Origin of the sequence: Sphingobacterium sp. LRF_L2 (genome assembly GCF_965644235.1) — a bacterium.
Lineage (GTDB): Bacteria > Bacteroidota > Bacteroidia > Sphingobacteriales > Sphingobacteriaceae > Sphingobacterium.
Map to the genome: position 1 here is coordinate 475,400 of NZ_CBFFRI010000001.1, position 25,469 is coordinate 500,868.

At 38.3% G+C, this 25,469-nt stretch carries 18 protein-coding genes; all 18 read right to left on the minus strand.

Going from position 1 to position 25,469, the window contains the following annotated elements:
• Positions 1-78 precede the first annotated feature (78 nt).
• Positions 79-1,818 (minus strand): thiamine pyrophosphate-dependent enzyme, encoded by a 1,740-nt coding sequence (locus ACSZOX_RS01950; RefSeq protein WP_437918061.1) that lies wholly within the window; start codon positions 1,816-1,818, stop codon positions 79-81.
• Between the two features lie 34 nt (positions 1,819-1,852).
• Complete coding sequence (locus ACSZOX_RS01955; protein WP_437918062.1) at positions 1,853-2,056, minus strand: hypothetical protein; 204 nt, start codon at positions 2,054-2,056, stop codon at positions 1,853-1,855.
• An 845-nt stretch (positions 2,057-2,901) separates the two neighbouring features.
• Positions 2,902-3,513 (minus strand): TetR/AcrR family transcriptional regulator, encoded by a 612-nt coding sequence (locus ACSZOX_RS01960; protein WP_437918063.1) that lies wholly within the window; start codon positions 3,511-3,513, stop codon positions 2,902-2,904.
• Between the two features lie 161 nt (positions 3,514-3,674).
• Positions 3,675-4,481 (minus strand): DUF4249 domain-containing protein, encoded by an 807-nt coding sequence (locus ACSZOX_RS01965; RefSeq protein WP_437918064.1) that lies wholly within the window; start codon positions 4,479-4,481, stop codon positions 3,675-3,677.
• Between the two features lie 9 nt (positions 4,482-4,490).
• Positions 4,491-6,809, minus strand: a complete 2,319-nt coding sequence (locus tag ACSZOX_RS01970; protein WP_437918065.1) for a TonB-dependent receptor — start codon at positions 6,807-6,809, stop codon at positions 4,491-4,493.
• Between the two features lie 150 nt (positions 6,810-6,959).
• Positions 6,960-7,640 (minus strand): response regulator transcription factor, encoded by a 681-nt coding sequence (locus ACSZOX_RS01975; RefSeq protein ID WP_437918066.1) that lies wholly within the window; start codon positions 7,638-7,640, stop codon positions 6,960-6,962.
• 195 nt (positions 7,641-7,835) lie between these two features.
• Positions 7,836-8,078: a hypothetical protein gene (locus ACSZOX_RS01980; RefSeq protein ID WP_437918067.1), complete on the minus strand. Its 243-nt coding sequence runs from the start codon at positions 8,076-8,078 to the stop codon at positions 7,836-7,838.
• Positions 8,079-8,170: 92 nt separating this feature from the next.
• Positions 8,171-11,305: an efflux RND transporter permease subunit gene (locus ACSZOX_RS01985; RefSeq protein ID WP_437918068.1), complete on the minus strand. Its 3,135-nt coding sequence runs from the start codon at positions 11,303-11,305 to the stop codon at positions 8,171-8,173.
• Between the two features lie 44 nt (positions 11,306-11,349).
• Positions 11,350-12,405: an efflux RND transporter periplasmic adaptor subunit gene (locus ACSZOX_RS01990; RefSeq protein ID WP_437918069.1), complete on the minus strand. Its 1,056-nt coding sequence runs from the start codon at positions 12,403-12,405 to the stop codon at positions 11,350-11,352.
• Positions 12,406-12,444: 39 nt separating this feature from the next.
• On the minus strand, positions 12,445-13,779 hold the full coding sequence (locus tag ACSZOX_RS01995; RefSeq protein WP_437918070.1) for a TolC family protein: 1,335 nt from the start codon (positions 13,777-13,779) through the stop codon (positions 12,445-12,447).
• A gap of 79 nt (positions 13,780-13,858) precedes the next feature.
• The gene (locus tag ACSZOX_RS02000; RefSeq protein WP_437918071.1) at positions 13,859-14,470 is read right to left on the minus strand and encodes a TetR/AcrR family transcriptional regulator; all 612 of its coding nucleotides are present in this window, start codon (positions 14,468-14,470) and stop codon (positions 13,859-13,861) included.
• Positions 14,471-14,631: 161 nt separating this feature from the next.
• Complete coding sequence (locus tag ACSZOX_RS02005) at positions 14,632-14,877, minus strand: hypothetical protein (RefSeq protein WP_437918072.1); 246 nt, start codon at positions 14,875-14,877, stop codon at positions 14,632-14,634.
• A 599-nt stretch (positions 14,878-15,476) separates the two neighbouring features.
• Positions 15,477-16,970, minus strand: a complete 1,494-nt coding sequence (locus ACSZOX_RS02010) for a trypsin-like peptidase domain-containing protein (RefSeq protein ID WP_437918073.1) — start codon at positions 16,968-16,970, stop codon at positions 15,477-15,479.
• Between the two features lie 7 nt (positions 16,971-16,977).
• Entirely contained in the window at positions 16,978-18,465 is a 1,488-nt protein-coding gene (locus ACSZOX_RS02015) for a redoxin domain-containing protein (protein ID WP_437918074.1), read from the minus strand.
• Between the two features lie 29 nt (positions 18,466-18,494).
• Complete coding sequence (locus ACSZOX_RS02020) at positions 18,495-19,892, minus strand: PKD-like family lipoprotein (RefSeq protein WP_437918075.1); 1,398 nt, start codon at positions 19,890-19,892, stop codon at positions 18,495-18,497.
• Positions 19,893-19,902: 10 nt separating this feature from the next.
• Entirely contained in the window at positions 19,903-20,619 is a 717-nt protein-coding gene (locus ACSZOX_RS02025) for a DUF4843 domain-containing protein (RefSeq protein WP_437918076.1), read from the minus strand.
• Between the two features lie 12 nt (positions 20,620-20,631).
• Positions 20,632-21,972: a RagB/SusD family nutrient uptake outer membrane protein gene (locus ACSZOX_RS02030; protein ID WP_437918077.1), complete on the minus strand. Its 1,341-nt coding sequence runs from the start codon at positions 21,970-21,972 to the stop codon at positions 20,632-20,634.
• A 109-nt stretch (positions 21,973-22,081) separates the two neighbouring features.
• Positions 22,082-25,384, minus strand: coding sequence for a SusC/RagA family TonB-linked outer membrane protein (locus ACSZOX_RS02035; RefSeq protein ID WP_437918078.1), 3,303 nt, complete (start codon positions 25,382-25,384; stop codon positions 22,082-22,084).
• Positions 25,385-25,469 lie beyond the last annotated feature (85 nt).

Genomic DNA, 25,469 nt, shown 5'->3' on the forward strand with positions numbered 1-25,469 from the left:
ACGTTTTCAAATCCAGACATACATGAAACAAGTGGAAAACCAGCTAAGAAAATATATTTAATGAATACAGCAGTGCACTTACAAAATATCTCCGATATGCCCAATACCAGTTTTTACTGCTTCTTTTACCTCGCTAAACCTTCCCATTCCTACTTTTTTAACTAATGAGGTGGCAAATCCTTTCATCTGCTCAAACGTGATATGTGGCGGCATAGCCAACGTATCGGGATTGGTATAAATATTTACCAGCACAGGGCCTTCGTGTTCAAATGCCTGACTAATTACTGCTTCTGCCTGATTTGGGTCTTTTAATTCAACACCTTTAATGTTCATTAGCTCAGCAATTCTATCAAAAGGTGGGTTGACCATATCCGTCTGCCAATCTACATAACCTGCAACTTCCATTTCCAATTTCACCATCGCCAAACTATGGTTGTTGAAAACGAAAATTTTCACGGGATACTGGTATTGCATAATTACTGCTAGGTCACCAAGAAGCATAGAAAGCCCCCCATCGCCACACATGGCAACCACTTGTCTTCCTGATTTTGCCGCAGCGGCACCAATTGCCATTGGGAGAGCGTTTGCCATTGACCCATGGTTGAAAGATCCTGTAAGATAACGTAAACCTTTTGCTCGGATAAAACGAGCTGCCCAAACAGAAGTCATGCCTGTGTCTACAGTATAAATAGCATCATCAGAGGAATAATGATCGATCAACGTCGCGATATATTCTGGCTCTATTCTTCCATGTGCACCTTTCTTGTCGCCAAAATCATGAAATGCCGTCTCATCTTTCGCATATAGTTCCTTCATCTTTTTCAGAAACCCATTATCTGATTTTATTTCGAGTTTCGGAAGCAGTGCCACTGCGGTCTCTCGAACATCTCCTGCATAGCCATAATCAACATGTGCCCTCCGACCAATACGCTGCGGGCTTCTGTCAATCTGTATAATTATATTTTTTTGGGGCAGAAATTCAGAATACGGAAAATCAGTACCCCAAAGAATCAAAACATCAGCCTCATTACAAGTTTCATAACCCGATTTGTTGCCCAAGAGTCCATTCATACCTACCGCAAACGGACTTTCTACGCTATCAAAAAAGATCTTTCCACGGAAAGAATAGGCTATGGGAGCATTTATTTTTTCGGCAATAAGTTCAATTTCTTTTACAGCATCCTTACAGCCATGCCCACAATAAAAAGCAATTTTTTTATTTGAATTAATAATATGAGCGAATTCCGCCAGTTCCTCTTCGGAAGGACGGTATATAGGTTTCGTTAAGAAAGCTTTTGAACCAGAAAGCACTTCTTCATATTCTGCCGACGCGACATCTCCCGGCAGTCCCAAAACAGCGACACCTTTTTCGTTGACCGCTGTTTGAATAGTGCGTTGTATCATCGTTCCGAACATCTTGGATGTTGTCGCCATAAAAACCGCTTTACTGCAATCGGAAAACAATTTCTCTGGATTTGTCTCCTGAAAATAATCTGTACCGAATTTATCCGTAGCACAGGTACTTGCAATTGCAATAACAGGGTTTGAAGACCTATTTGCATCATAGAGCCCATTTACTAAATGAACGTGACCAGGACCAGAACTCCCCATACAGCAACCTATCCCATTGAGTTCCGCATCCATAGATGCAGCATACGCAGCAGTTTCCTCATGGCGGACGTGTATCCATTCTATAGTTCCATCCCTTCTTATTGCATCATTTACGGGGTTCAAACTATCACCAGTAATTGCATATACCCTTTTAATACCTACCTGTTTCAGCATTTCGACCAAATGGTCGGACACATTTTTCGCCATAGTATAATTATTTATTGCCTTCTGTTTTTTTGCTTTATCCCCCGAAGAAAATGCTATTCAACTCGTAAACCTTCTTGTCGAAGATCTGTTCATATTTCCAAAATTCTAATGCCGCACTTTTTAAAAACACACTAACGACACTATTGTTTCGAAAAGCAAATAAACTATGCGAAGAAAAGCCATAATTTACTGGATTCAAAGCAAAAAACAAATTGTTGATCTGCATATTATATTTCACAAAATGTTAGTTTTGGATTAAGACTTGCATTACAACAGCTGAAGGTTTCTGACACTTTATATGTTTCATGTCGTCACCGGATATTAAACAGCGATATTTATAGTTAATTAATACAAATATCGCAATAGCAATTTGCTCTATATCTGCAATCTTACTCATCAGATTCCGTGAAATATTTTTTATCCAATTGAAAGTAAAGTATAGCATGGATAACTATAGACCAGATTAACAAAAAAACTGCCAGTGGTATCTTAGTTTCGTTCATTATTAGTGTAAAGACAATCCATATCCTGTGATACCTATAACAAAGGTGTTGCAAGCGCTATATAGGCCTAACTTTTAAGGATAGTACTCTTCCATCTTATGGAGCTACAAAATTTTGGCAGAAAAGCATTTGTATTTTTAAAAATTTTAGAGCTCCCCCCAGTTTATTTACGTCTTGAGCAATTTATTACCCAAAATATTCGAGTTAATTAAAGTTGGTTATTCTGAAGATAAAAATCGCTATACACAGCAAATTAACATTTGGGATTATGCTTACAAAAACGCGTTTGTTACTGTCTTTTCCGTTCTTAAAAATGCATCACTAGATTTAGTTCTGACGCTTGTATTTCTGCTCTGGTTATTTACATATATTCTCTACCGTAGGAAAATATTTATCAAATTGTAAAATATTTACCGCAGGAATAGTCAATCCGATATGAGTAAATATTAACGGTTGCCCCCCTTTTTTGCACTCAATTATGCAAGACATTACTTTTTACAGACTGCCTTCTTATGGAAAACCGAAACTAATCCAAGAGACATATCCTTTTTGTAAAGCTCCACAGTTATAAGTAGCATGTTTACTTTATGAAAACAGACTCGACAAGGTTATGGAGATAGATTTTACGTTCAGTCATAAGCCTTTGGAATTTTCGATCACTAAGGTTCATTAATGTTTTTAACATTCCCATACCCGCATAAGGAAACATACAAATTGATAGTAGTGTGATGAAAATTTGAGTCGGATCCCCTATTAGCACTCCTTTTTCGACGGCATTTTCGAAAATTGAGATAAATACATCGGGCATCTTTTTTTGAATGGAATTCTTCATTTTATTAAATATTTCGGGGTTTCTATGGTACTCGACTAATAGAAAGAGATCTATCTCAGGATTTTTTGAGACCGTATCCATATAATCTGAAACGAAGTATTTAAGCTTTGCTACAATGTCATCATTATCTGCATTCATTTTCATTAATCTCCTGCTTACCGTAGAAAAAAAATCATTGAGCAGTGTTTCAAACAGAGTCTCTTTGTTGCGAAAGTAATAATGAAGAGCGGTTCTACCTATTCCTGAATTGTCTGCAATTTCTCTAAGACGTGCTGCCCTATAGCCCTTCTTTATAAATATTTGGGCAGCAGAAATTTTAATTATGGTTTCAGTATCAGTTGCGTTTTTATCGTATAACATGATAAGTAGAAAACTTTTAAAATATCAATAAAACACGGTATATAAACAGGCGAGAGTATCAATCCCTTAGCTACAAAACTAAAAGATTGATAGACGAAGAAAGATAAAAGGTGGGTCTGTCGAAATGATTTTTTCTTTCTCAAGTCCTCTCGCTAAATATTCTATTCAATAACTAAATCCATATAATTTACTGTATGGGCAGAAAAAATGCCTAAAGCTCCATTTGTTATATTACTAGGTGGATTCGATGGTGTTACGCCTCCGCCAGGTCCTCCACTATCCAAAAGTTGAGAAAGCGCTGTATAATACCGATAAACTGTTTGATCTATGCAGTGCATCTTCACATGTATTGTATCTCCAACTACAATCTCATCATCCTCATCTTCTTCATCTACGGATGGCATTAGACTTCTTTTGTTCATAACTCCATTATCGATATTATCAGAAATTGTTGCGATATTTATTTTTGATCTATCATTCACAGAAAGTATAAAAAGGTAACGATTCCCCAATTCCTCAGGGTCAATAAATTCCGGTAGTACAGTATATCGGATTTCTCCTCCCAACTTCATCGTATCCTGTTTAAGCGATAATAATTCGACTCGTTCCGGCATTTTACTGGAAGCGACGTAATGTTCTCCCTGCACCATAACATCCAGTGTATAAGTCCGACCAGGGATACCTTGTAGCGCAGAAGTGCTGTAATATCCATTTCCAATATATGTCAGTTCGTCCTCTTGTCCAAAATCATCAGATATTTTCACTACCGCATCAGACAAAGCTGGATATTTATTACTTTCTGAAAAGGCAACAGACTTCGTAATCCGTACAAGATAAGGCCCGTCTTCATCTGTAACATTACCTTCAATTACTATGTTACCGCTTTGGTCGTCAAGCTCGAGATCAATCTCCTTTTCACAACTTGCAAATAGGAAAAATGATAAGATTAATATGTAGATTTTTTTCATGGTTTTCATCTAGAATTTAAAATTGTAAGTCACATTCGGCACCCATTTAAAAAGCGATGTCTGCATAGCGCGAGTAGTACCAGGTCTGTCCGGATTATCTTCAAAATTAATTGTATAAGCATTCTCTCGCCCATAAACATTATAAACACCAAAAGTCCATGATCCTTGAAAACGCTTACCTTTGTTAGGCTCGTAGGTTGCACTGAGATCCATTCTATGGTAAGAAGGCATTCTATCGGCATTACGATTAGTATACTGGAACACCGTCTGCCCCAATACTTCGTATTTTCCTGTAGGATAAGTAACAGCATTGCCTGTACTGTATACAAACAAACCCGAAAGCGTCCAAGCCGGCGTTAGCTCATATGTGGCAACAACAGAAAGATCATGCGTCTTATCCTGTCTTGCATTATACCATTCTCCATCATTTATTCCATCAATTTTCCGTTCTGTTTTGGATAGTGTATATGAAATCCAACCTGTTAATTTTCCACTTTTCTTTTTAAAGATTAATTCTAATCCATACGCTCTACCATCTCCAAAAAGCAATTCGCTTTCAATATCTTCCGATCCGTTAAAAGTGATTTCCGCACCATTTTTATAATCGATCTGATTTTGCATTTTTTTATAATAAACTTCAGTATTTAACTCATAGTTGTTACTACCAAAATTGCGACTATAACCTAAGCTAATTAAATCTGAAATTTCGGGTTTTACGGTATAGCTAGTCCCTATCCACTGATCAGTCGGATTTCCACTGCCACTATTGCTCAACAAATGAAGATTTTGAGTATTTCTAGCATAGCCAATTTTTAAACTTGTATGATCATATAACCGATAATTCGCTGTAAAACGAGGTTCTAGGTTTAAATACGTTTTACCAAATTTGCCATCTGCAAGGACAATACTATCAGTCTTTTCTCCACTTTCATAAATATTAAATGTATCTCCTCCTAGCACGGTAAAAGTAGACAAACGTAAACCATAATTGACAGTTAGCTTACTATTGATTTTAAAATCGTCATTGGCATAAATAGCATTTTCCCACGACCGACGTGTTTGTGACGGAAAACTACTCACACTAGAGCCAGAAACTTGGCTAGGATCTATAGTATGATAAATAGACTGTAAGCCAAAACGAACTGTATGTTTAGAATTTGCATAAAAAGAAAAGTCCTGCTTAAGATGCCAATCCGTAATTTTTGAATTTAGCCCAAAATCATTTCCACTACTTTGAAAATTAATTTTGTAATCATAATCACTATAAATGACCGATGTATTAGAAAACAAGCGACTATTAATTATGCTATTCCATCTTAATGTAGCGGTTGTATTACCCCAGTCGGTGCCAAAAGTATCTCCAAACCCCAGCACATCTCTACCGAAATACCCAGATATATATATTCTGTTATTTTCATTGATTTGATAATTCGCTTTTGCATTTAAATCGTAGAAATAGAGTTTACTATCTGAAAAATCTTCAGAACCTCTTAAAAAAATATCAGCGTATGTCCGTCGTCCGGATACGATAAATGAGGATTTATCTTTTTGAATAGGCCCTTCCACACTCAGGCGACTACTAATTAAACCAATCCCACCAGAAACATTGTAATCCTGATTATTTCCATCTTTCATTTTTACATCCATAACAGAAGAAAGCCTTCCACCGTACTGGGCTGGACTATTTCCCTTTATAATATTTGCATCTTTTAAGGCATCGCTGTTGAACGTGCTAAAAAATCCGAGCAAATGAGAAGCGTTATAAACTGGAGCTTCATCTAATAATATCAAGTTTTGATCAGTCGCTCCCCCCCGTACACTAAAACCGCTGCTTCCCTCCCCATTACTTTTTACGCCAGGTAATAATTGAATTGTCTTCATAACATCTTTCTCACCAAATAGAACAGGCAATTTAGATATGCTTTTTATATCTAAAGTTTCTGTTCCCATCTCCGCAACGGTTAGGTTTTTATTCTTTTGGGCAGATGTAACCATAACTTCTTCAATGTTATTTCCTGGTTCCAAAAACCAATCCAACTTAAGGTTTTTATTAAGCTGTAGTACCTGTTTTTGTTCTGTATACCCCGTACAAGAAACCACAACAGTCAATTCACCTGCGGGGACAGTTAAAGAATAAAATCCGTATTCATTAGCTGCCACTGCCAAATTTTGGTGGTTTTCAACACGGACTGTAACACCAATAAGTAATTCGCCTGTTTGTTTGTCTTTTATCGAACCACTTAAAGTAACATTTTGTTGCGCTTTTACAAAGCTACCTCCGCATAAAAGGAGGATCATCCAGGGTAATTTAATCAAAAATGCTCTCATTTATTTATTATAATTTACTAATAAAAATCACTATTAATAGTTTTAACTAAAGGCCTAAAACATCTCAAGCGGACGAAAAAGTACCTGAACTGTATACCTTTCGCAACTGCAAATAAGACTATTGGTAAATTTTGCAAAATTTATTGCTCACTAGTTATGTATTCTCATCTGATAGCCGACTTTACGTATGTTTACAATCTCTATACTAGGATCATGTTTAAGGTATTTTCTAAGTTTACACATGAAAACATCCAAACTTCTTCCTTTGTAAAGATCTTGAGTTGCCCAGAATTCGTCCAAAATTTCTTTTCTTGGTAAGACGTCATTACGTTTATCATAAAGTCGGACTAAAATTTCACTCTCGCGAAATGAAAGTTTGGTTTCATGATTATTAATTTGCAATATTTGTGTTGATGGTATAAAAACATACTTACCTATATACCTAGTCAAAACGGGATTAAACTGATTTCGAAGTTTTAAAAGAGCTACTATTCTGGCTGCTAATTCATCAATGTGAAAAGGTTTTCTTAGATAATCATTGGCTCCAGCTTCAAATCCAGTTAGAATATCGACAATAGTGTGCCTTTCAGAGAACAATAAAATCGGAACAGTTTTATCAATAGCACGAATCTTCCTTACAACTTCAAATCCACCAATCGTTCCACGTAACACAACCTCAAGTAAAACAACCTCTGGTCGATATTTGCGAAATAAACATACACCAGTTGCCCCAGCGACGGCATGTAGCACACTATAACCTCTAGATTGCAACAAATTTTTTAACTCAACGCTAAATCGAGCTTGAGGCTCAATTAACAATATATTGATCATAATTCAATAAATATAGAAAATGTCGACATATAAAGATGGGTGCTATACGCAATGTGGCAAATAATTAGATTACAAAGTTGACGTGGTTAATATGTTTAAAATTTCTACTACTGGTGGATACTATTTGATTAATCTCCTATTGTTATTAAACATTAAACCGTTCAAATCTAAAGTAATTTTAGCGATACAAATCTTTTAGCGCTTTGAGAAAATACCTTGCTCAAGCATTTTTCGTATTCGCTGGGGTAATTTATACAACTCTTCCCATTTCCCTATTATATAAACCTGAAATCCCTGCGATTCTAAAATCAAGGCATTATGATCAACGTCATCAGGAAACGGATGAACGAATATAACTACACTAGATTTTTTCTCTGATTGAATCAGTTTTGCCATATCCACATCTAGAGCATTAAATAGAACAATTATATCTTTCATTATCTAGTACAATATAAAATGGTTAATAGCTTTTATTATACATTAAAGAATGTAGCGTATTTGAAGATTTAAGCTCCAAATACGCTATTATGTTACGAGTGTGTAGGGATAACCTCCTGCTCTTTCTTACCAAACTTTTGATTCCATTTTTCTCGAATTCGATCAATACAATAGTAGGCCATCGGAACGACAAACACAGTAAGACAAAGACTAGTTGTGAGACCACCAATAATTACCCAGGCCAATCCGTTCTTCCATTCACTTCCTGCGGCTGTACTGGTTGCAATGGGCAGCATACCAAAAACCATTGCCAATGTCGTCATTAAGATGGGGCGAAGCCTTGTGCTTCCCGCTTTGATGAGTGCTGTCCAGGTACTGTCGCCGGCTTCCTTACGTTGGTTGGCAAAATCCACGATCAGAATGGCATTCTTGGCCACCAGTCCCATAAGCATAATCATACCCAGTAATGTGAAAATACTCATCGAAGATTTGGTCAATGCCAGGATAAGAAATACACCGATGAATGCAACAGGAATAGAAAGGAACACCACAAAAGGATAGATAAAACTGTCGTACAGTGCAACCATTACTAGATACATCAAAATCAATGCGGCTATGATGGCCGTAATCAAAGACCCGAAAGCCTCTTCCTGACGTTCGGCATCACCGCTCCACTTAGCCTCGATACCATGTTCCAATGGTTTCCCGGTCAGCGATTGATTGATCCGTTCCACCAGCTCTCCCGATGTGATACCTAAAATATTGCTGGTAACGGTTACGGAAGTTCTTCTGTCTTTACGCTCCAACACGCTTGGTCCGCTGCTTTGCACCACATCAGCAAATTGAGAAAGCCGGATCAGTTGCCCTTTGTCATTTAGGAAAGAAATGTTTCGGACATCTTCGACATTTCCTTTATTGAAGTCATCAAATTTTACCAATATATCGTACTCATTATTTCCCACCCGGTACTTGGCATCATCGTTACCGGCATACGCATTCTGTAGTGTAGCCCCCACACTGTTGATGTTCAGACCCAATTGGCTCATCTTCTCCCTGTTGATTTCAACCTGCACTTCCGGGTTACCATCTTCCACACTTAGTGCAGTATTGATAGCTCCCGGCATAACAGCAATACGTGCTTTCAGGTCATTGGCCGCCGCCATCAGGTGTTCGCGGTTTTCGCCATTAAGCACCAGCTTAATCGGGTCTTCTCCCGTATTGACCATGCTCACCATACTTGGATCCACTTTCACGCCAGTGAATTTTTGGGTAATTTCCTGAGTCTTTTTCAGCATCAGTTGTTCTGTTGTTGCCGAACGTTCAGCTTTATCAACCAATGTTACGGTAAGTTCGGTTTTGTAATCCGAACCTACACCGGCCACCAAAGAAGCCGTACTACTGCCGGCAACGTTACTGAATACGGTGGTAACGTCGGCTTGCTGGCGCAGGTAACTTTCTATTTCCAGGCTTCGCGCATTGTTCTGCTTTACCGTCAGGTTTTTATCATATTCCAAAGCCAGTCTAAATTGTCCTTTATCGGATTGGGCAACAAATTCGCTTCCTATTATTCCCATATTCATCACCAGTGGGATGGTAGCAAATAATGCCACAACAAATAATGACATTACAACTTTATGACCCAATGCCCATTTCAGCGCATGGGTATACCAGTTGGTAAGGCTGGTTATCATTTTTTCGAACCAGATCAAAAAACGGTCAAAAATTCTTTTTTCGTTTAGTATGGTAACTTTTCCAAAGCGTGATGCCAACCAGGGGGTCAAGGTAAAACACACGAATAAACTCATCAGTACGGCTACCACAATTGTTCCTGAATACTGACGGAGCAAATCCCCGATAGTGTTGTTAATGAATAGTAACGGACCGAATACCACCACGTCCACCGTAGTTATTGCAAGGGCAGAGAAACCTATTTCATTTCGACCTTCCAGGGCTGCCGTCCGTTTATCCTTGCCCATGTGCAGGTGTCGGTGAATATTTTCCAGAACCACGATACTGTCATCTACCAATACTCCGATGACTAAAGAAAGTGCCAGTAAGCTCATCAGGTTCAATGAAAAACCAAACAGATACATCGCCAAAAACGTCGAGACTAATGAAGTCGGAATGGCCACCAGTACAATGAGCGAATCTCGTAGGCTGTGCAGGAATAATAGCATAATTAATGCAACCAGTATAACGGCTATTTCCAGATCGTGTACTACGCCATCAACCGACTCCAATGTGTAGTCAGCAGAGTCATCTGCTATAACAAATTTCACCCCATCTGCCTGATATTTTTTCTCGATGGATACAATTCTTTCCCGAATCTGTTCGCTGATATCCACCGCATTGGCATCGCTTTGTTTCTTAATCAGAAGTCCAATACCATTTTGCCCATTGTACCTGAATATCGAGCTCGGATCTTTTGTAACATCGGCCACGGTTGCCACATCCGATAATTTTATGGGGCTTCCGGCCAATGGCAGGGAAACGGTAAGGTCATTGATTTGCGCTACCGAGCTAAATTCTCCTGCCAGACGCACTGTCATCTGTCCGCCTGCATCTTCCGATTTTACTTTTCCAGCCGGGAACTCCACATTGGCATTATTTATCGCCTGTGTTACGTTGAGTATGGAAATACCGTAATAATCCAGTTTGTCTTTGTTGACCTTCACCTGTATTTCCCTTTCTTCACCACCGATAAGTGTAATCTCTCCCACACCACTAATCTGCTGGAACTGAGGGTTGATTTCGTCGTTCATGATGTCATAAAACTTGGCATTATCCAGATTCGAAGTAGCCATCAGCTGCATGATAGGTGCATCACTGGGCGTCACTTTAGTTATGCTGGGGTTTTCGACATCATCGGGCAAGTCGCTAAGGATATTGTTGATTTTCCGTTGCACTTCCTGCTGTTTATCGTCGATATCTTCGCCTACATTAAATTCGGCGGTAATGATGGAGTTACTCTCCATGGACTGCGAAGAAATGGTTTTGATACCATCTACGGCACTCAGCACATCTTCTATTTTTTTGGTTACGGTCTGCTCAACGTTGGTAGGAGCGGCTCCCGGGTATTGGGTAGTAACCACCAACGTAGGTGTACTCATATCCGGCATCAGCTCGTAGCTGAGTTTGGTGTAGGCGAAAGCCCCACCCAAAAGAAGCACCGAAAAGATCACGATGATCAAAGACGGTCTTTTTATGGCTATTTCGGTTAATGACATATTAATCTCTTTTTAAAAATTCTGATTTTTTCCGTTGAATATCTTTATTTGGCAATCGATACTTTGCTGCCGTCTTGTAGATTTACCAATCCGCCTGACACGACAATATCTCCATGCTGTAATCCGCTTGTTACTTCCACGCGGGTTTCATTACCGCTTCCTGTCTGGATATCGCGTAGTTTAGCCACACCGTTTTCCACCACGTATACCTGAGGTTTTAAAGAAGAACCTATCAGTGCAGATCTTGGTATGGTAAGGACATCACCCGCCACGGTATTGCGAAGCGATACGGTTCCGTACATACCTGCCTTTAACGATGATTTACCGTTAGGTACCAGGATTTTTATCAGAAAATTATAAGAGGCATCTGCCTTGGAAGCCACCATATCCACCTTACCTGGGAAAGTAATTCCCGGATGTACGTCGGTAGTAATATCAATAGTTTGTCCTGTTTTGAAGTTTGACACACTTCTTTCCGGTACATTTATTTCTAATTTTAACGAACTTATGTCGGTAAGTGTCGCCATCTGCGTTCCCGGAGAAACGATGGCACCCAGATCGAAATTGCGGCTGGTAATAATACCGCTGAATGGGGCGGAGATCGTATGCTGGCTGATCTGTTTCTTCAGTTGGTCTATCTGAGCCTTGGAGGTAAGCACATCCGTATTGGCATTGTCTATCTGCAATTGGGTAACACCGGAAGCCGCCTGTTGGTACCTGCTAAGCGTGGTGCTCGCTCTTTCATAAGTAGCCTGTGCAGCCTGTAACTGAGCCTGTAATACGCCTGCATCCAACTGTGCGATCAACTGCCCTGCATGCACGGGATTACCTTCTTCAACATTTACTTTGATTACCTTACCCGAAGTTTCGGTACCCACTACGACCTCTCTGTTAGGACTGAAAGCCCCGGTGAAAGAGGAAGACAGATCAAAACTACCGGCTTTTACGGTATCTACCTGCACCATAGCAGCTGTGTTTACATCAGGATGGTAAACTTTTTCCTGAACTTCTTTTTTGTTGTTCAATAGTTTGAAGGCAGTGGCGGCAATTACGGCACCTACTATCACCACGGTTGCTACGGTTTTTATTTGTTTGTTCATTATCTTAAAATTGAAAATTAGTAAATGTTAGGTTTTTATTTAGTTCAACAGTTTGCCCTGCGCTTTTTTAAGGCTTAATTCTGCTTGTTTGATATTGATCAATGCGGTGACGTAATTATTCTGTGCCGTTTGCAGGTCGTTGGTCGTGTTGATGACGTCATTTACTTTTACGATACCGCTCTGGTATTGCTGGTTAATATCTTTCATTACCTTTTGGGCTAGTTCCAGATTTCTTTTCTGGCTTTCGAAAGTTATCCGGTTGCTATTGAGATCAGCAATTGCATCTGCGACTTCTTTTTCGTTTTGCTGCTGGATCTGCTCTGCTTGAACAGCATATTTATTTATTTCTAGTTGTTTATTTTTAGCTTTATATCTTATATTGAAGCCATCAAATACCGGAATTTGAAACTTTACCCCCACAGTAGAGGCAGGATAAAATTTGCTATTAATATTTTTGAACGGATTTGCAGTATCATGATATCCGTAGTATCCATAATTAGCAAATAATGAAACCGTTGGTAAGTAACCTGCTCTTATATTTTTATATTCCAACTCAGCAATCTTCTTACTTTGTTGCACTTGCTGATAATTTGTCCGTTTTTGGAGATCTGTTTCTACAAAAAACACATGACCAGCTTCGTTGTTATTAAATTCGACAACACTGATTACCTGATCTAACTTCATATTCATTAAAACTTTCAGCAGGTTATAATATTTCTGTTTGCTGTTTTGAACATTTTCCAGACTTGCTTTTGTATTATCCCTAGTTACTGAAAGTCGATCTACATCTGTCTCAGTAGCTAGACCAGCTATCCATTGATCTTTCGTACTTTGAAGTAATGATTCCGTATTATTTAGGTTAAGCTTAGTTAACTCTTCTTGTTTTAATAGCGATTGTATACTATAATATGTTGCCGCTATATTGTATACTAAATCTTCCTGACTACTTTTTATTTGAAGTTCGTTGCCTACCACTAATATTTTCGCCGCTTTAAGAGCGATAACAGCAGAAGGGTTATAAAGCGTTTGGTTTAATTCAGCCGTTGCATATTTGGTCTGAGCAATACCTAGCTGTGCAGCGGTATACTGGCCAGCGGGCCCTCCGAAAGATTCTGCGGGAATTACCGAAGTCTGTACGTTCGGGGCGTATTGATATGCTCCATTAATATTGATAGCTGGAAGTAGAGCACTGTAAGCTTGCTTAATATTTGCGTTCGTCCGCTCTAGATCGATTCCATCAGATTTGAGTTGCAGACTGTTCTTTAAAGCTATTTCTGTACATTGTTGAAGTGTATATAAATCCTGTCCTTTAATGTTGGTTTTAATCAACAAAAGTAAAAGCCCTGTCAGGAGCATACTAATTTTAAAATTCATATTATATTTTATTTATAAATTTCTATCAATTTCCGACTTTTCTGTTCGACTTTTTTGTCGATAACCGGTCAAAAAAATACTATGCTTTAAACATAGTATCTATAAAGCCTTCCAAATAAGCTTTTCGTTCACTCATTAAGCTATTAAATTCACTATCCGAAAGACCTATAAATGACTTCACCATAGCCATTCCAGCAAATGGAAACATACAGACCGACATAAATGTGAGTAATATCTGTCGAGGATCACCAATTAAATTTCCATTAGCAACGGCTTTGGTGATTGCTTCCATAAGAAATGAAGGCAAGTCATCGGGCATGGATTGCTTAATTTCTTTAAAAACATCAGGATTTTCATTACATTCGTTCAACATAAAAAGATCAATCTCTGGGCTTTTTATTGCCGTATCAATATAATCATTAACAAATAACTTCATTAACTCCTTCGCACTTAAATCCTTACTACCAATTTCCGGCATTCTGGTCCCCACTTCTCCGAAAAAATCTTTTAAAACCTCCGCAAAAAGATTTTCTTTACTACTGAAATAATAATGAAGAGCCGTACGTCCGATACCAGCTTCGTTAGCTATCTCTTGTAATCTAGTGCCTGCAAATCCTTTTTTTAGAAAGACCTTTTTAGCCGCTATTTTAATCAGCGTCTTACTGTCAGCGGTATTTTCATCGTATAACATATTACTTCTTTTAATATTCGACTTTTTTGTTCGACACAAATGTCGAAATTATTTTCGACATTACAATTATTTTTTTTAAATTTTAAAAATCATTCTGCTAAAAGAATGAAAACTATGGATTTGAATAACATGACCGCGCTACACTAATGCTTCAAAATCCTTTATGGAACGATAGTTAAATTTTGTTTTTTCCAAATGCCAATTTCCTGAGGCAGCTTATTGCGATCTCTCCAACTTTCTAAGAAAAAAAATACTTTACCCATTTTATGTAGATCTATTGCGATATCATTCATCTTAATTCTTTCAGGGTGTAGTAGAATAAAAATATCATGTTTAGCTACCAATATGTTGAAAGCATCCCGATCCATGTAAAGTACGCCACCTACAATGATTGCTATTTTATTCATACGTTTTCTTTTTATAATAAGACTAAAAGATTTTTAAACACATTTTCTCACTTAATCCTATACTCGATCAAAATTTCCTATCGAAACTAGCCTACGCTTGCAAACTTTAAATATTCTCCACAATGAAGACCTTTATTACAACTTGCACTTACCAAATATTACATAATAAAGGAAGAAGCAAAAATCACCGACAAAACTGTTTGACAATATTGTCTGACACAAATGTCGATTATATTTTTAATTAAAACAAATTATTATTCAGTATTTATTTTATTCCTATTAAAAAGCATATTCAAAGCCAACACATACGCGATATCGATCTCCTTTGATTTTGTAGTCGTAACGACATATCAGAACAACATATTAATCTTCATCGGAAATAAATTAATGGTGACCTTTCGCCGTATATTATAAAATAAAAGAAGGTAGCCTTTTGAGCCACCTTCTTCTTACGTAGAATTCACTTTAGTATCTAAATTACGATTGCCACCGACTTATTTATGCATTTCTTATACCAACAGGGCATATAAAAGAAATTTCATAGCTTTCATCCAGATCATTAAATCATTTGGCATTTCTACGCATTAAAAGAGATTTAATTATAGCGATCTAACTATTTCTATCTTGGTAGAGATCTCATTAACAATTCTATCTACGTCTGTTCCGCTGCCGGATGATTGAAACCTGATAAAACCCTCTTTGTCGATAACAACTTTATTCGGAATTCCTTTGATATTATACCCTTTGGTTATTGATTCGTTTTCAGACATATGATCGAATAAAACTTGGAATGCATACTTGTTTTCTGCTATGAATGACCTGACTTGAGCTTCATAATTTTCCTGTCTTTCAAAACAATCAATAAATAGAAACACGACATCTTTATCCTTGCTATATTTTTCAACTGCTGCCTGCATTCCAGGAAAAGAACCTATACATGGTTTGCACCATGTTGCCCAAAAATCCAGAACAACCACTTTTCCTTTAAAGTCTGACAGCGAAACTACTTCTCCTTGCATATTCTTTAACGAAAAATCAGGTGCCTGCTTTTTGATCATTTCTCCTTTATATTTAGCCTTCAGCGCTTCAAGATCCTGCGTGCTTCCATTATCTTTCTGTTGTTCAGAGGAACGTTCCTTTTCAGCTGTCGAAGAGGGACTATTAAGAAAAGATATGGTCTGACCACCATTCATTTTGCCCGCCTTTAAGTCATCTAATAATTTCCATAACGATTCCACAGGAATGGTACTTTTTAACACCATTTGCACACTTTGATCGGGATCATGATATTTGATTGTGCGTGTGCTAGAAACTGTACCAATAATATTTCCATAGGTATCGATAACAGGTCCTCCACTCGATCCAGCCGCGTAATCTGCTGAGATATTCATTACATCGAAGAAATTTCCATTTTTGCCTCCCCGGTAGGGTTCCTGAAATTTGGCATTAACTATTCCCTTTGTAAAAAAGTAATACATCCCCTTTGGATGCCCAAGAACATAAGCATCATCACCTATATATGCGCCTTTAGACAATCCGAAGGCAGGAAGCTTTTCTCCATGTGCATCCAATTTGAGTATGGCTATATCATCCTTTTCTGATAGTGCAACCACCTGCGTCGCTTCAAAAGTCCTGCCGTCATATAATCGAACAAATAATCCCAAAGGCTTATCGCCTTCGGGCATATTCACGTAGCCTTTAACCACATGTGCATTGGTAACAACATATCCTTCCTCAGATATAATGTACCCTGAGGCATTGCTGAGATGCGTATTGGAACAGTGCGGACAAAGATAGGCACTACCAACGATCACTGTCGACATAATTGCTTGGTTATAGATGTCTTTAGAAGAAAGCAACTTCTTTTTCGTCTTTCCTAACTTCACTTGCCTAGCACTTGGACTAGACATGGAAGATTTGAATAGCTCCAGCGAAGTCATCTTACCCTTACTCAGAATAGAATCTGCCGAAATTTCAAAAGCTTTGACAATAACATTAGTATTATTTCGAAATTGCTGAACTTGTCCTTTCGAATATAAAATCACGAGTGAAAGGGCAAGTATTATTGATAGTTTTTTTCTGTTATTACTCATTATTTTTTTAACTTTTTGACTGTTCAATCATCAAACTCAATTCCTTTACAGCAACATCTTCCTGCGACGAAAAGCCAGAAGTAATGAATCGAATATCGCCTTTGGTATCAATGATAATTTTGGTTGGTATCCCATTTACCTTGTATGCAGATGCGACAGCACTTTGTCGTGTTGAAGGATCCCGAAGATCCATCAATACACGAAAGGTATAATTATTATCTACTACATATTTCTTAGCTTCAGCTGTCGCATTACCGCCATTTTTTTCCCAGGTGTGCAAAAATAGAAAAACCACATTAGGATCATCCTTATATTTATTTACAGCCAGCTGCATAGATGGAAATGACGCTTTGCATGGACCACACCAGGTCGCCCAAAAGTCTAGTACAACCACTTTGCCTTTCAGATCGCTTAAGCGCACTTTTTTACCATCCACATCGCTCAACTCAAAATCGTGCGAAGCTTCTCTTACAGCCATTTTATTGATCTCTTCCAATATTAAAAGATCCTGTTCAGCCAATAATCCAGCTTGATAGTTTTCAAATCCTTCTTCCGATCCATGTGCAGCAACGTATGCAGGCTTTAACTTTTCTTTCAGTTGTTCAGCAGGCAAACCGCTTTTGATCACTTTTTCAATAATAGGAAAAGCTTCTTTATAGCGATTTGTAGCGATTAATGTTTGCGCATAATCGCGTTCAACAAATGACAAGGTACGCTCATCAACTGAAGTATCACTCACTAATGACGTATATAATTCATGTGCCTGTTCATAGCCTTTTTCAGGGTTTTTGCCAGCTGTCAGTGCGCGTACATACGTGTTAATCGCTGCAAAATATGTCGATTTAATGCGGTCAATACTGCCTTTGTCAAAACCTTTCTGTATAGCATCATCCACATTGGCTCTAGCTTCGTCTGCAGCTTGTTTTAAAAATGGTTGAGCAGCGTCAGGATTCGACCTGATCATAATCGCCGCATAGGGTGCGTATAATTTAGATTTGCTTAATCGATTACCTCTACCATCGGTCATACCCTCTCCTGCCATGTCTGCATAGTAAACCATCTTATCCGTGTCACCCAGCAACGCAAATTCGCGGGCTAGATGTTGAGCAATTTGGGTAGCATAAGGTCCTGGATATTCTTCCCGGAGCTTTTTAAGTGCAGCTTCCTTTTCATCCAACGTTTGCAGACTCATAATACCCTGATATTTTTCCGAAATTGCTAAGCGCCCCTTCGGAAATTTCTTCACAACAATTGCTTTTATTTCATTTGCTTTAACGTCATTTTTATTGAAGTGATAATAGTAGTAAGGAATTAGGTTCTCATCCTCTACGTCACTTTTCAAAAATTCAGCAATTTTCTTTTCCTTCTCTGTCTGGTTTTCTATAGCATCTAACTTTTTGAACTCCTCATTGAACTTTAGTCCACTGTTCATTTGCTGTGCTTGACCTGTTAAGAGCGAGGTTACCATAACCACCGCTAGAATTAATTTTCTCATTTTCAATATATTTACATTTTATTTTTACACTATGAAGCTGCCCGATAATTTAAGAAAACGATATTGCCAAAACCAGTGAATACCTGCACATCCTTTCCACTATCATAATTACCCTGATCGTCTAAATAGATGTAATGGACTTCTCCTTGATCTCCCTGATTAACCGCGGCTACTAGCATCTTATTGGCATTTGTTCCAGTCTTCATCATTTTAAGGTCTCCGATTTTCACATTATTGGCGAAGGTATAAAGCAATGATACTTGCCCGTTGTTAGCGTTTACTTTATAAATTTTATTGCCAGCAGTGTAATAGCCATGATAATATAACGAAGAGCTTGCAAATAATGGATTTTCATCAATCTCCGATGGTGTAAATGACTGCTCAGCATATGTCGACCCAGCGGTAGAGGCTAAATAACAATCTAAAATTGAATAGCTACTTCCATTTTGCATTAAACAGAGATGGTGGCTGCTCGCTGTTAAGTCTGCGCCTAACATTGTCGAGCCTATAGACTTACCTGTATTTACATATCGATAATATCGCGGCGCGCGGAGAAATCGTTTGTTTTTATTATCGTAAAGGAATACATCCCTATTGACATCTGGAAAAACATAAGGAAACAGTACATAATCGCCGTCTACGCGCGAAGAAAACGTTTCCATTGGTTTAGCCCCATAGCTATCCGGCCCATATGCAATATACAGATTACCGTTTCCAATTATATATTGATCAGTATATTGGCTATTCATCTTATAAGCAGGTTTGTCTGTGAAGGCAATTGGTTCAAAGATATTCTGATTAGTTTCTGCAATCTGAAGCATGGTCGACGGGTCAAAAAGAGTCAACCCCTGATCCGTAAAGTACATAATTTGAATCACGGTGGAATTATAAAAGGTTACTTTAAGTTGTGTAATTGCACCTGAGGCTAATCCGGGATAGGTCTTGTTATTTATCTCCTCTACAGGATTAAAAAACACTTCGCCATCGGCGCGTAGAAATGAGAGTTGCCCTTTTCCATCCCTGTTGTTTGTCACTACCCATCCTTCATAAAAAGAGCCATTTACCTTAAGCTTGTACATTGCGCTGATGGCTTTTACCTTTGTAGCTTGATCCATAGCAGAAAACTGCATATAGTAAGTACCTTCGGGCAAAGCAATAGCCTCGTTTATATTTCGCTCTACAGACAAAATCTGAGGCTCGTCGTCAACATATAATTTCCATTCATACGAATATGTTGTCCCATCTTTCAATCCTTCGATCACCGGCGTGACACGAAGTGTATCTAACTGGTTTATATTTAATGTTGTGTCTCCCGGGTAGCTAATCGCGAATTCACTGTATTGATCTGTCGAGACAAATTGTTCTTGTTTATCGCAGCTTGCGATAAAAGCTATTATGGAAAAAAAAAATAAAATTATCCTTTTCATAAAAATTCTTTTAAAATGTTAACCTATTACCATTTTCTTCATATAGGGGGCCATTTTCTGCTTCGTATTTAGCCAAGGCTACACGCAAATTGAGCGCCGCATTTGCTGATTCGCCATAAGACCATACCGAAAAGTCGGTGATGCCGTATACATACACCATAAACTGGAACCTTACAATAGAAAATTCGCCAACATAATAGTCTAAATATTGCTCTTTCCAATAGGCTGGTTCGGATAAATAATCATTAAATTTAATCTTGAATGTCTCCACGCTGTTGCTTCCCCTGATTTCTTGACCCAGTGCTGGTTCTACAAAGTAATCATTGGGCTTAATCGTAACCACAATAGTCTCATCCCCCTCGGCTAGTTTCGCAGTCCTATAGAGTATTACGGGATACTTGGTTTCGATTTGTCCGGCGTACAATGTATATTGAGGAAGGTCAAAATCCTCACCCTGTACAGCTGTGGTCTTATCCGTAGGTTCGAGCTCAAACACACGGTCATAATCTTTTGCAGCCCCTTGTGCCCTCACCTTGATCCATACCGTATCCTGCAATACCTCAGGCAATTCAAGCCCGAATGAGTATATGGTACTATCAGCCTCTCCAGAAGCTAAATAAATGCTCAAGGCATCAGGTCCTTCATAAAACATGATATCGTCTTTTTGGCAAGACACCATCGTAAAAACGAACAATATCCCCCAAAATTTGTAAGCTATTTTTTTCATAACGTTTTCTGGTTAATAATTTGGATTATATTCTAATTCATTGTCAGGGATAGGGAGCACGTAGTTGCCCGTATTAAAACTATCTGACAAAAATTGCATACTTGTAGCATTTAACCTTTTATAATAATAGAAAAGCTGTCCTTCAGCATAAAATTCCTTTTGGTATTCCTTAGTGATTTGTTCTCTTAAATATGCTGAAGTAATAACAGAGGGCGTTAATATAGGGAGATTTCTTGCTCGACGTACTTGGTTAAGCCAGCTTAGCGCTTCATCAGAATTCGTTGAACTTTCCGCTAATATATAAAGCATTTCTGTTTTTCTGATCATCGGAACTAATTGATCCAGACGCGAACTGTCAGAGGATGCTGTCCATGTTTGCCAATATTTGGTGGTGACCATGATGTCATTTGACGCTCCTGTGGGTGTACCGAACAGATAAGTCCAACGCATATCGGTATCTGCATTATCTGATACTTCATATAAAGAACGATATTCGGCGACCGACCGATTAGGTACCCTCGTATCTCCCCTATAATTTTTAAAATAAATATCAGCCCAATCAGCTATCTCCCTTACGCGCAGTCCAAAAACCAACTCGGATTTTAAAAGATAATCATATCCAAATGTCGCATTGATCGATTCGCCTTCCACAAAGGAAAATTTATCTGAGTCAATCACTTCTTTGGCAGCGGAATACGCATTTTCTTTATCACCTTTGTACATGTAAATGCGTGCCTGTAATGCTTTTACCGCATAATAATTCATTTTAATCTGCCTTTCCAAACTATTGCTGACTATGGGATCAGATTGTTTCAACAAGTCCCCAGCCAGACTCAGATCGTTCAAAGCAGAATCAATAACATTAGAAACTGTTGATGGCAATTTTGAATACTGATCTATTGAGGTCTTGTAAGGTATTGCTAGATCGTTGCTGCCTACCTCAAAGGAAGGCCCGAATAAGCGCAGTAGATCGAAGTGTAGCAGGGCGCGTAGGGCAAGCGCTTCACCTCGGATAATATTGTAATTATCACTCGATAGCACGGAACGATTCGTTTCGGTATGTTTAATTATATTATTAACAGCTGCTATGTTGGCATAGGCTGTATTCCAGACAGATGTAGTATAGCCAATGACTTTAGCAGAACTATAATCATACCGCGCCACTTCGTAAAAGTTTTGAGCAACTGTTGTGGGATTATAATTTTGAGCAAGTGCTGAGGCAAATCCCATTGTCAAATTATCACCATATAGACTTTGTGTTGCAAGTTGTGCGTACACACCTGATAGAGCCTGTTGAAATCCAATTTCAGACGAAAAAATATCCGATTCCGAAACACTCGATTTAGGTGACACGTCCAAATATTTGTCACAGCTACCTAGCAAGCATGTCAAGAATATTATCGTTGACGATAAATAAATTCTTCTTATAGTGTATATCAAATTTTTCATAATTCCTCTAAATTTAAAATCCTGCACGAATAGATAATGAAAATGTTCTTGCAAAAGGATTACTTGTTCCGCGCTCTATTTCAATAGAACTGAATTGTAAGAGATCATTTGTTATGGCTGATAGATATAGGCTTTGTACTCCTATCTTTTTTTGCCAAGCTTGCTGTGCAATATTATATCCTAAAGATAAAGAGCTTAGTTTTAATATATTATTGTCCTGCACAAAACGAGATGTGACACGGGTGTCAACAGTGCTAAGCCCAATACGTGTAAATTGACTTATATCTCCCGCTTTCGCCCATCCCAGGTCGTAAGCCCTACGATCTACATTTTCATTCGGATTAACCGATTCAACGCGATCCACCAGTGTTTGATTATATAGCTGTCCGCCAAATTGATAGCTCCATATCATTCCCAATTCAAAACCCTTATATCCTATATTTGTACCGAAATTACCATTCCACTTTGGATCAGTAATACCTACAGCTACTTTATCACTGGCGCTCCAATTGAAGGTGCGTACTCCATCCTTAGTCAGAAAGATTTCGGACCCTGTAGCCGGATCTACACCAAGAGAACGCACAGCATAAATGGTACTCATTGACTGTCCCTCTTCAAAGAGTATATTAGGGGCTGTCTGCGCATCGTTATTTTCGTTTAGAAGTTCATTCGACGCTTTTAGTCGATTGGAAATTTCCTTAAGAATATTCTTATTGGTATAGCCGTTTACGAAAACAGACCATGTTGTTCTCGATGAACGATTTTCAAGGATCTTGTAACGAGCAGAAAATTCAAAACCGTCATTTTGTACTTTTCCAAGATTTTCGGAAAATGAGGTGAAGCCCGTAGAGGGTGCTAAGCTGATAGTCGTCAAAGCATTCTGTGTAATATCCCGATAAGCATCTAACCGCACGTCCAATCGTTCGCGGAACAACACCGCATCCAAACCTATATTCAATTTGTTTACGGTCTGCCAGCTCAATTGGTCGTTCCCAAGACTCGTAAGTACAGCACCTAGTTCATTGTAATAATTGTTACTTACGCCATAAGTGTAACGTGTCTGCGCAGAGTATGCAGGAATGTTTAAGGATCCTGCAGTACCATAACTACCACGAATTTTTAAGCGATTGACCACTTCATTTTGTACAAAAAACTTCTCATTGTGTATATTCCAGCCTATCCCTGTAGACCAAAAATTACCAAAGCGTTTGTCCGTACCATATTGAGAAGATCCATCTCTTTTTATAGAGACGTCGAACAAAAATCGATTATCATAACTGTAGTTTCCGCTGTATAGCATACCTACGCGACGCACCGTACTTTCATCGCCTGTCGGAGTTCCATTCTCTTCATACTGATTGGCGTACAAAAGATTGTCCAGTTTGTCATAAGGAAATCCCTCTGCAACAATCTGTTTGAACTCATTGGTTGTACTGGCCAAGTTAAAAGATGCCGTAGATATCCACTGATGTTTGCCTTTTGAAAAGTTATAGTTGATATTAGTCAAACTTTCATAACCTGAAGCCTCATCATTTTTTGCAGTATAACTTCCTTTTCGATTTACATCTTCGATATTATCAAAGCGGCTGTCCTGAGCAGAAAAAAATTGGTCTGTAGACCCCAGCGTTTTGTTCAAGCTCAGGTTAGATTCTATAAAAAGGTTGCTCAATATATTGTATTTCACCTGAAAATTATTCGTAACGCCTAACTGTTTAGTCTTGTTAACCGAATTTAAGGTTGCATCATACAACGGATTGGTCACTCTTGAAGATCGGAACTGATCCATTTGCAAATTCTCCACATATTGCTGGACATTTCCCTCAGAATCGTAAGGGCTGAAATAGGGATTCATTTTTAGGTATTCGCTAAAGTTTCCATAAGGCGATTCATTGGCAACAGTATTATTAATCCGAATAGAGTTTCTAAATTGCACTTTTTTGACTTGATAGGAAAGGTCAAATTGAGCAGAATAATTGTCACGTGTTTGCCCCTTCATTACGCCTTCTTGAAGATCAGCCGCCGCGAGCAGGTTATATCTCAAATACTCATCACCACCTTGCAGGTTCAAAGAAGTACGATTATTTTTCCCAATCTGTGTGGGAATGCTTTTCCAATCGGTATCAATGCCATTTGCTGCATTTTTTAAGCGAGCATTATACTTTATTTCATTAGCGTAGCTTTCTTGGTAATTCGAGCCCGCGTAGATACCTACACGATTTTCGAAATCCAGCTTCTCGTAAGCATTGAGGTAGTTATAAACCGATAAATCAGGTGTAGACAGACGAAAATCGTTAGTTAATGATACTTGAATTTTACCCGGTTTTGGTGCAATCGTATTGATTACCATAACACCATTTGCCCCTCTCGATCCATATATAGCTGTTGCAGATGCATCTTTTAAAATCGTAACGCTAGCAATTCTATTCATATCAAGATCTACAATACGTTGCAGATCGACTTCAAAACCATCCAAAATAAATAACGGTTGATTAGGATTTGAGGACAGCTCGCCATTGACAATCGGAAAGGAGTTTTGGCCGCGCAATTGGATGTCTGGCAGCTGATTAATATTACCTCCTAACTCATTGTTTGCGATCATGCGGAATGAAGGTTCAATAGCTGAAATCCCTGCAAAAATATTATTCGCGGAAATCTTTTTCAATTCTTCTCCAGATATGGTTCGTGATGCGCCTGTGAAGCTTTCTGCATTACGGTTAAAAATACCCGTTACTACGACATCTTCTATTTCCTCGGTTTTTTCTTCTAGTTCCACCTGATACTTTATAGACGCAGTAATAGGGATCAGTAATTTTTTAAAACCTATATAATTAAATTCCAAAGCCTTTGCGTATTCAGGTACATTTATACTAAAATTCCCTTTACTATCCGTTTTGGTGTGAATATTTTTTTCTCCTATACCTACGGTAACGCCGGCCATAGGTTGTTTTGTCGTACTGTTAAGAACCTGCCCCTGTAAAAGTATATACTCCGCTTTTTCTTCATCGATCAAGACGATGGTTTGATTCTTAAGAATATGAATGACACCCGAAGAAGGATTAAAATATTGTCCTAATATATCTACAACACTAGCGTTGCGAAATTTGGCATTTATTTTTTTTTGAAAATCTATTTTTGACGAAGTAAATACAAAATCGTAATTTGTCTGTCTACGAATTTCAGTTAAAAGTTCGTTAAGTGTAATCCCATCTTTTTCTATCGTAACTGTTCGGTTCTGCGCCGAAGCAGTATGATATAATATACAGGAGAGTACTACAAATACGAATCTAGCTAGTACCTTTTTATAAAAAGTCCCCATAAATTGATTTTGTTAAGACCCTCTACTTTTTAGGAAGCAGAAAGAAGTCTAGGTTAGTAGTTAATGATTTCAGTTTCTGTTGTTT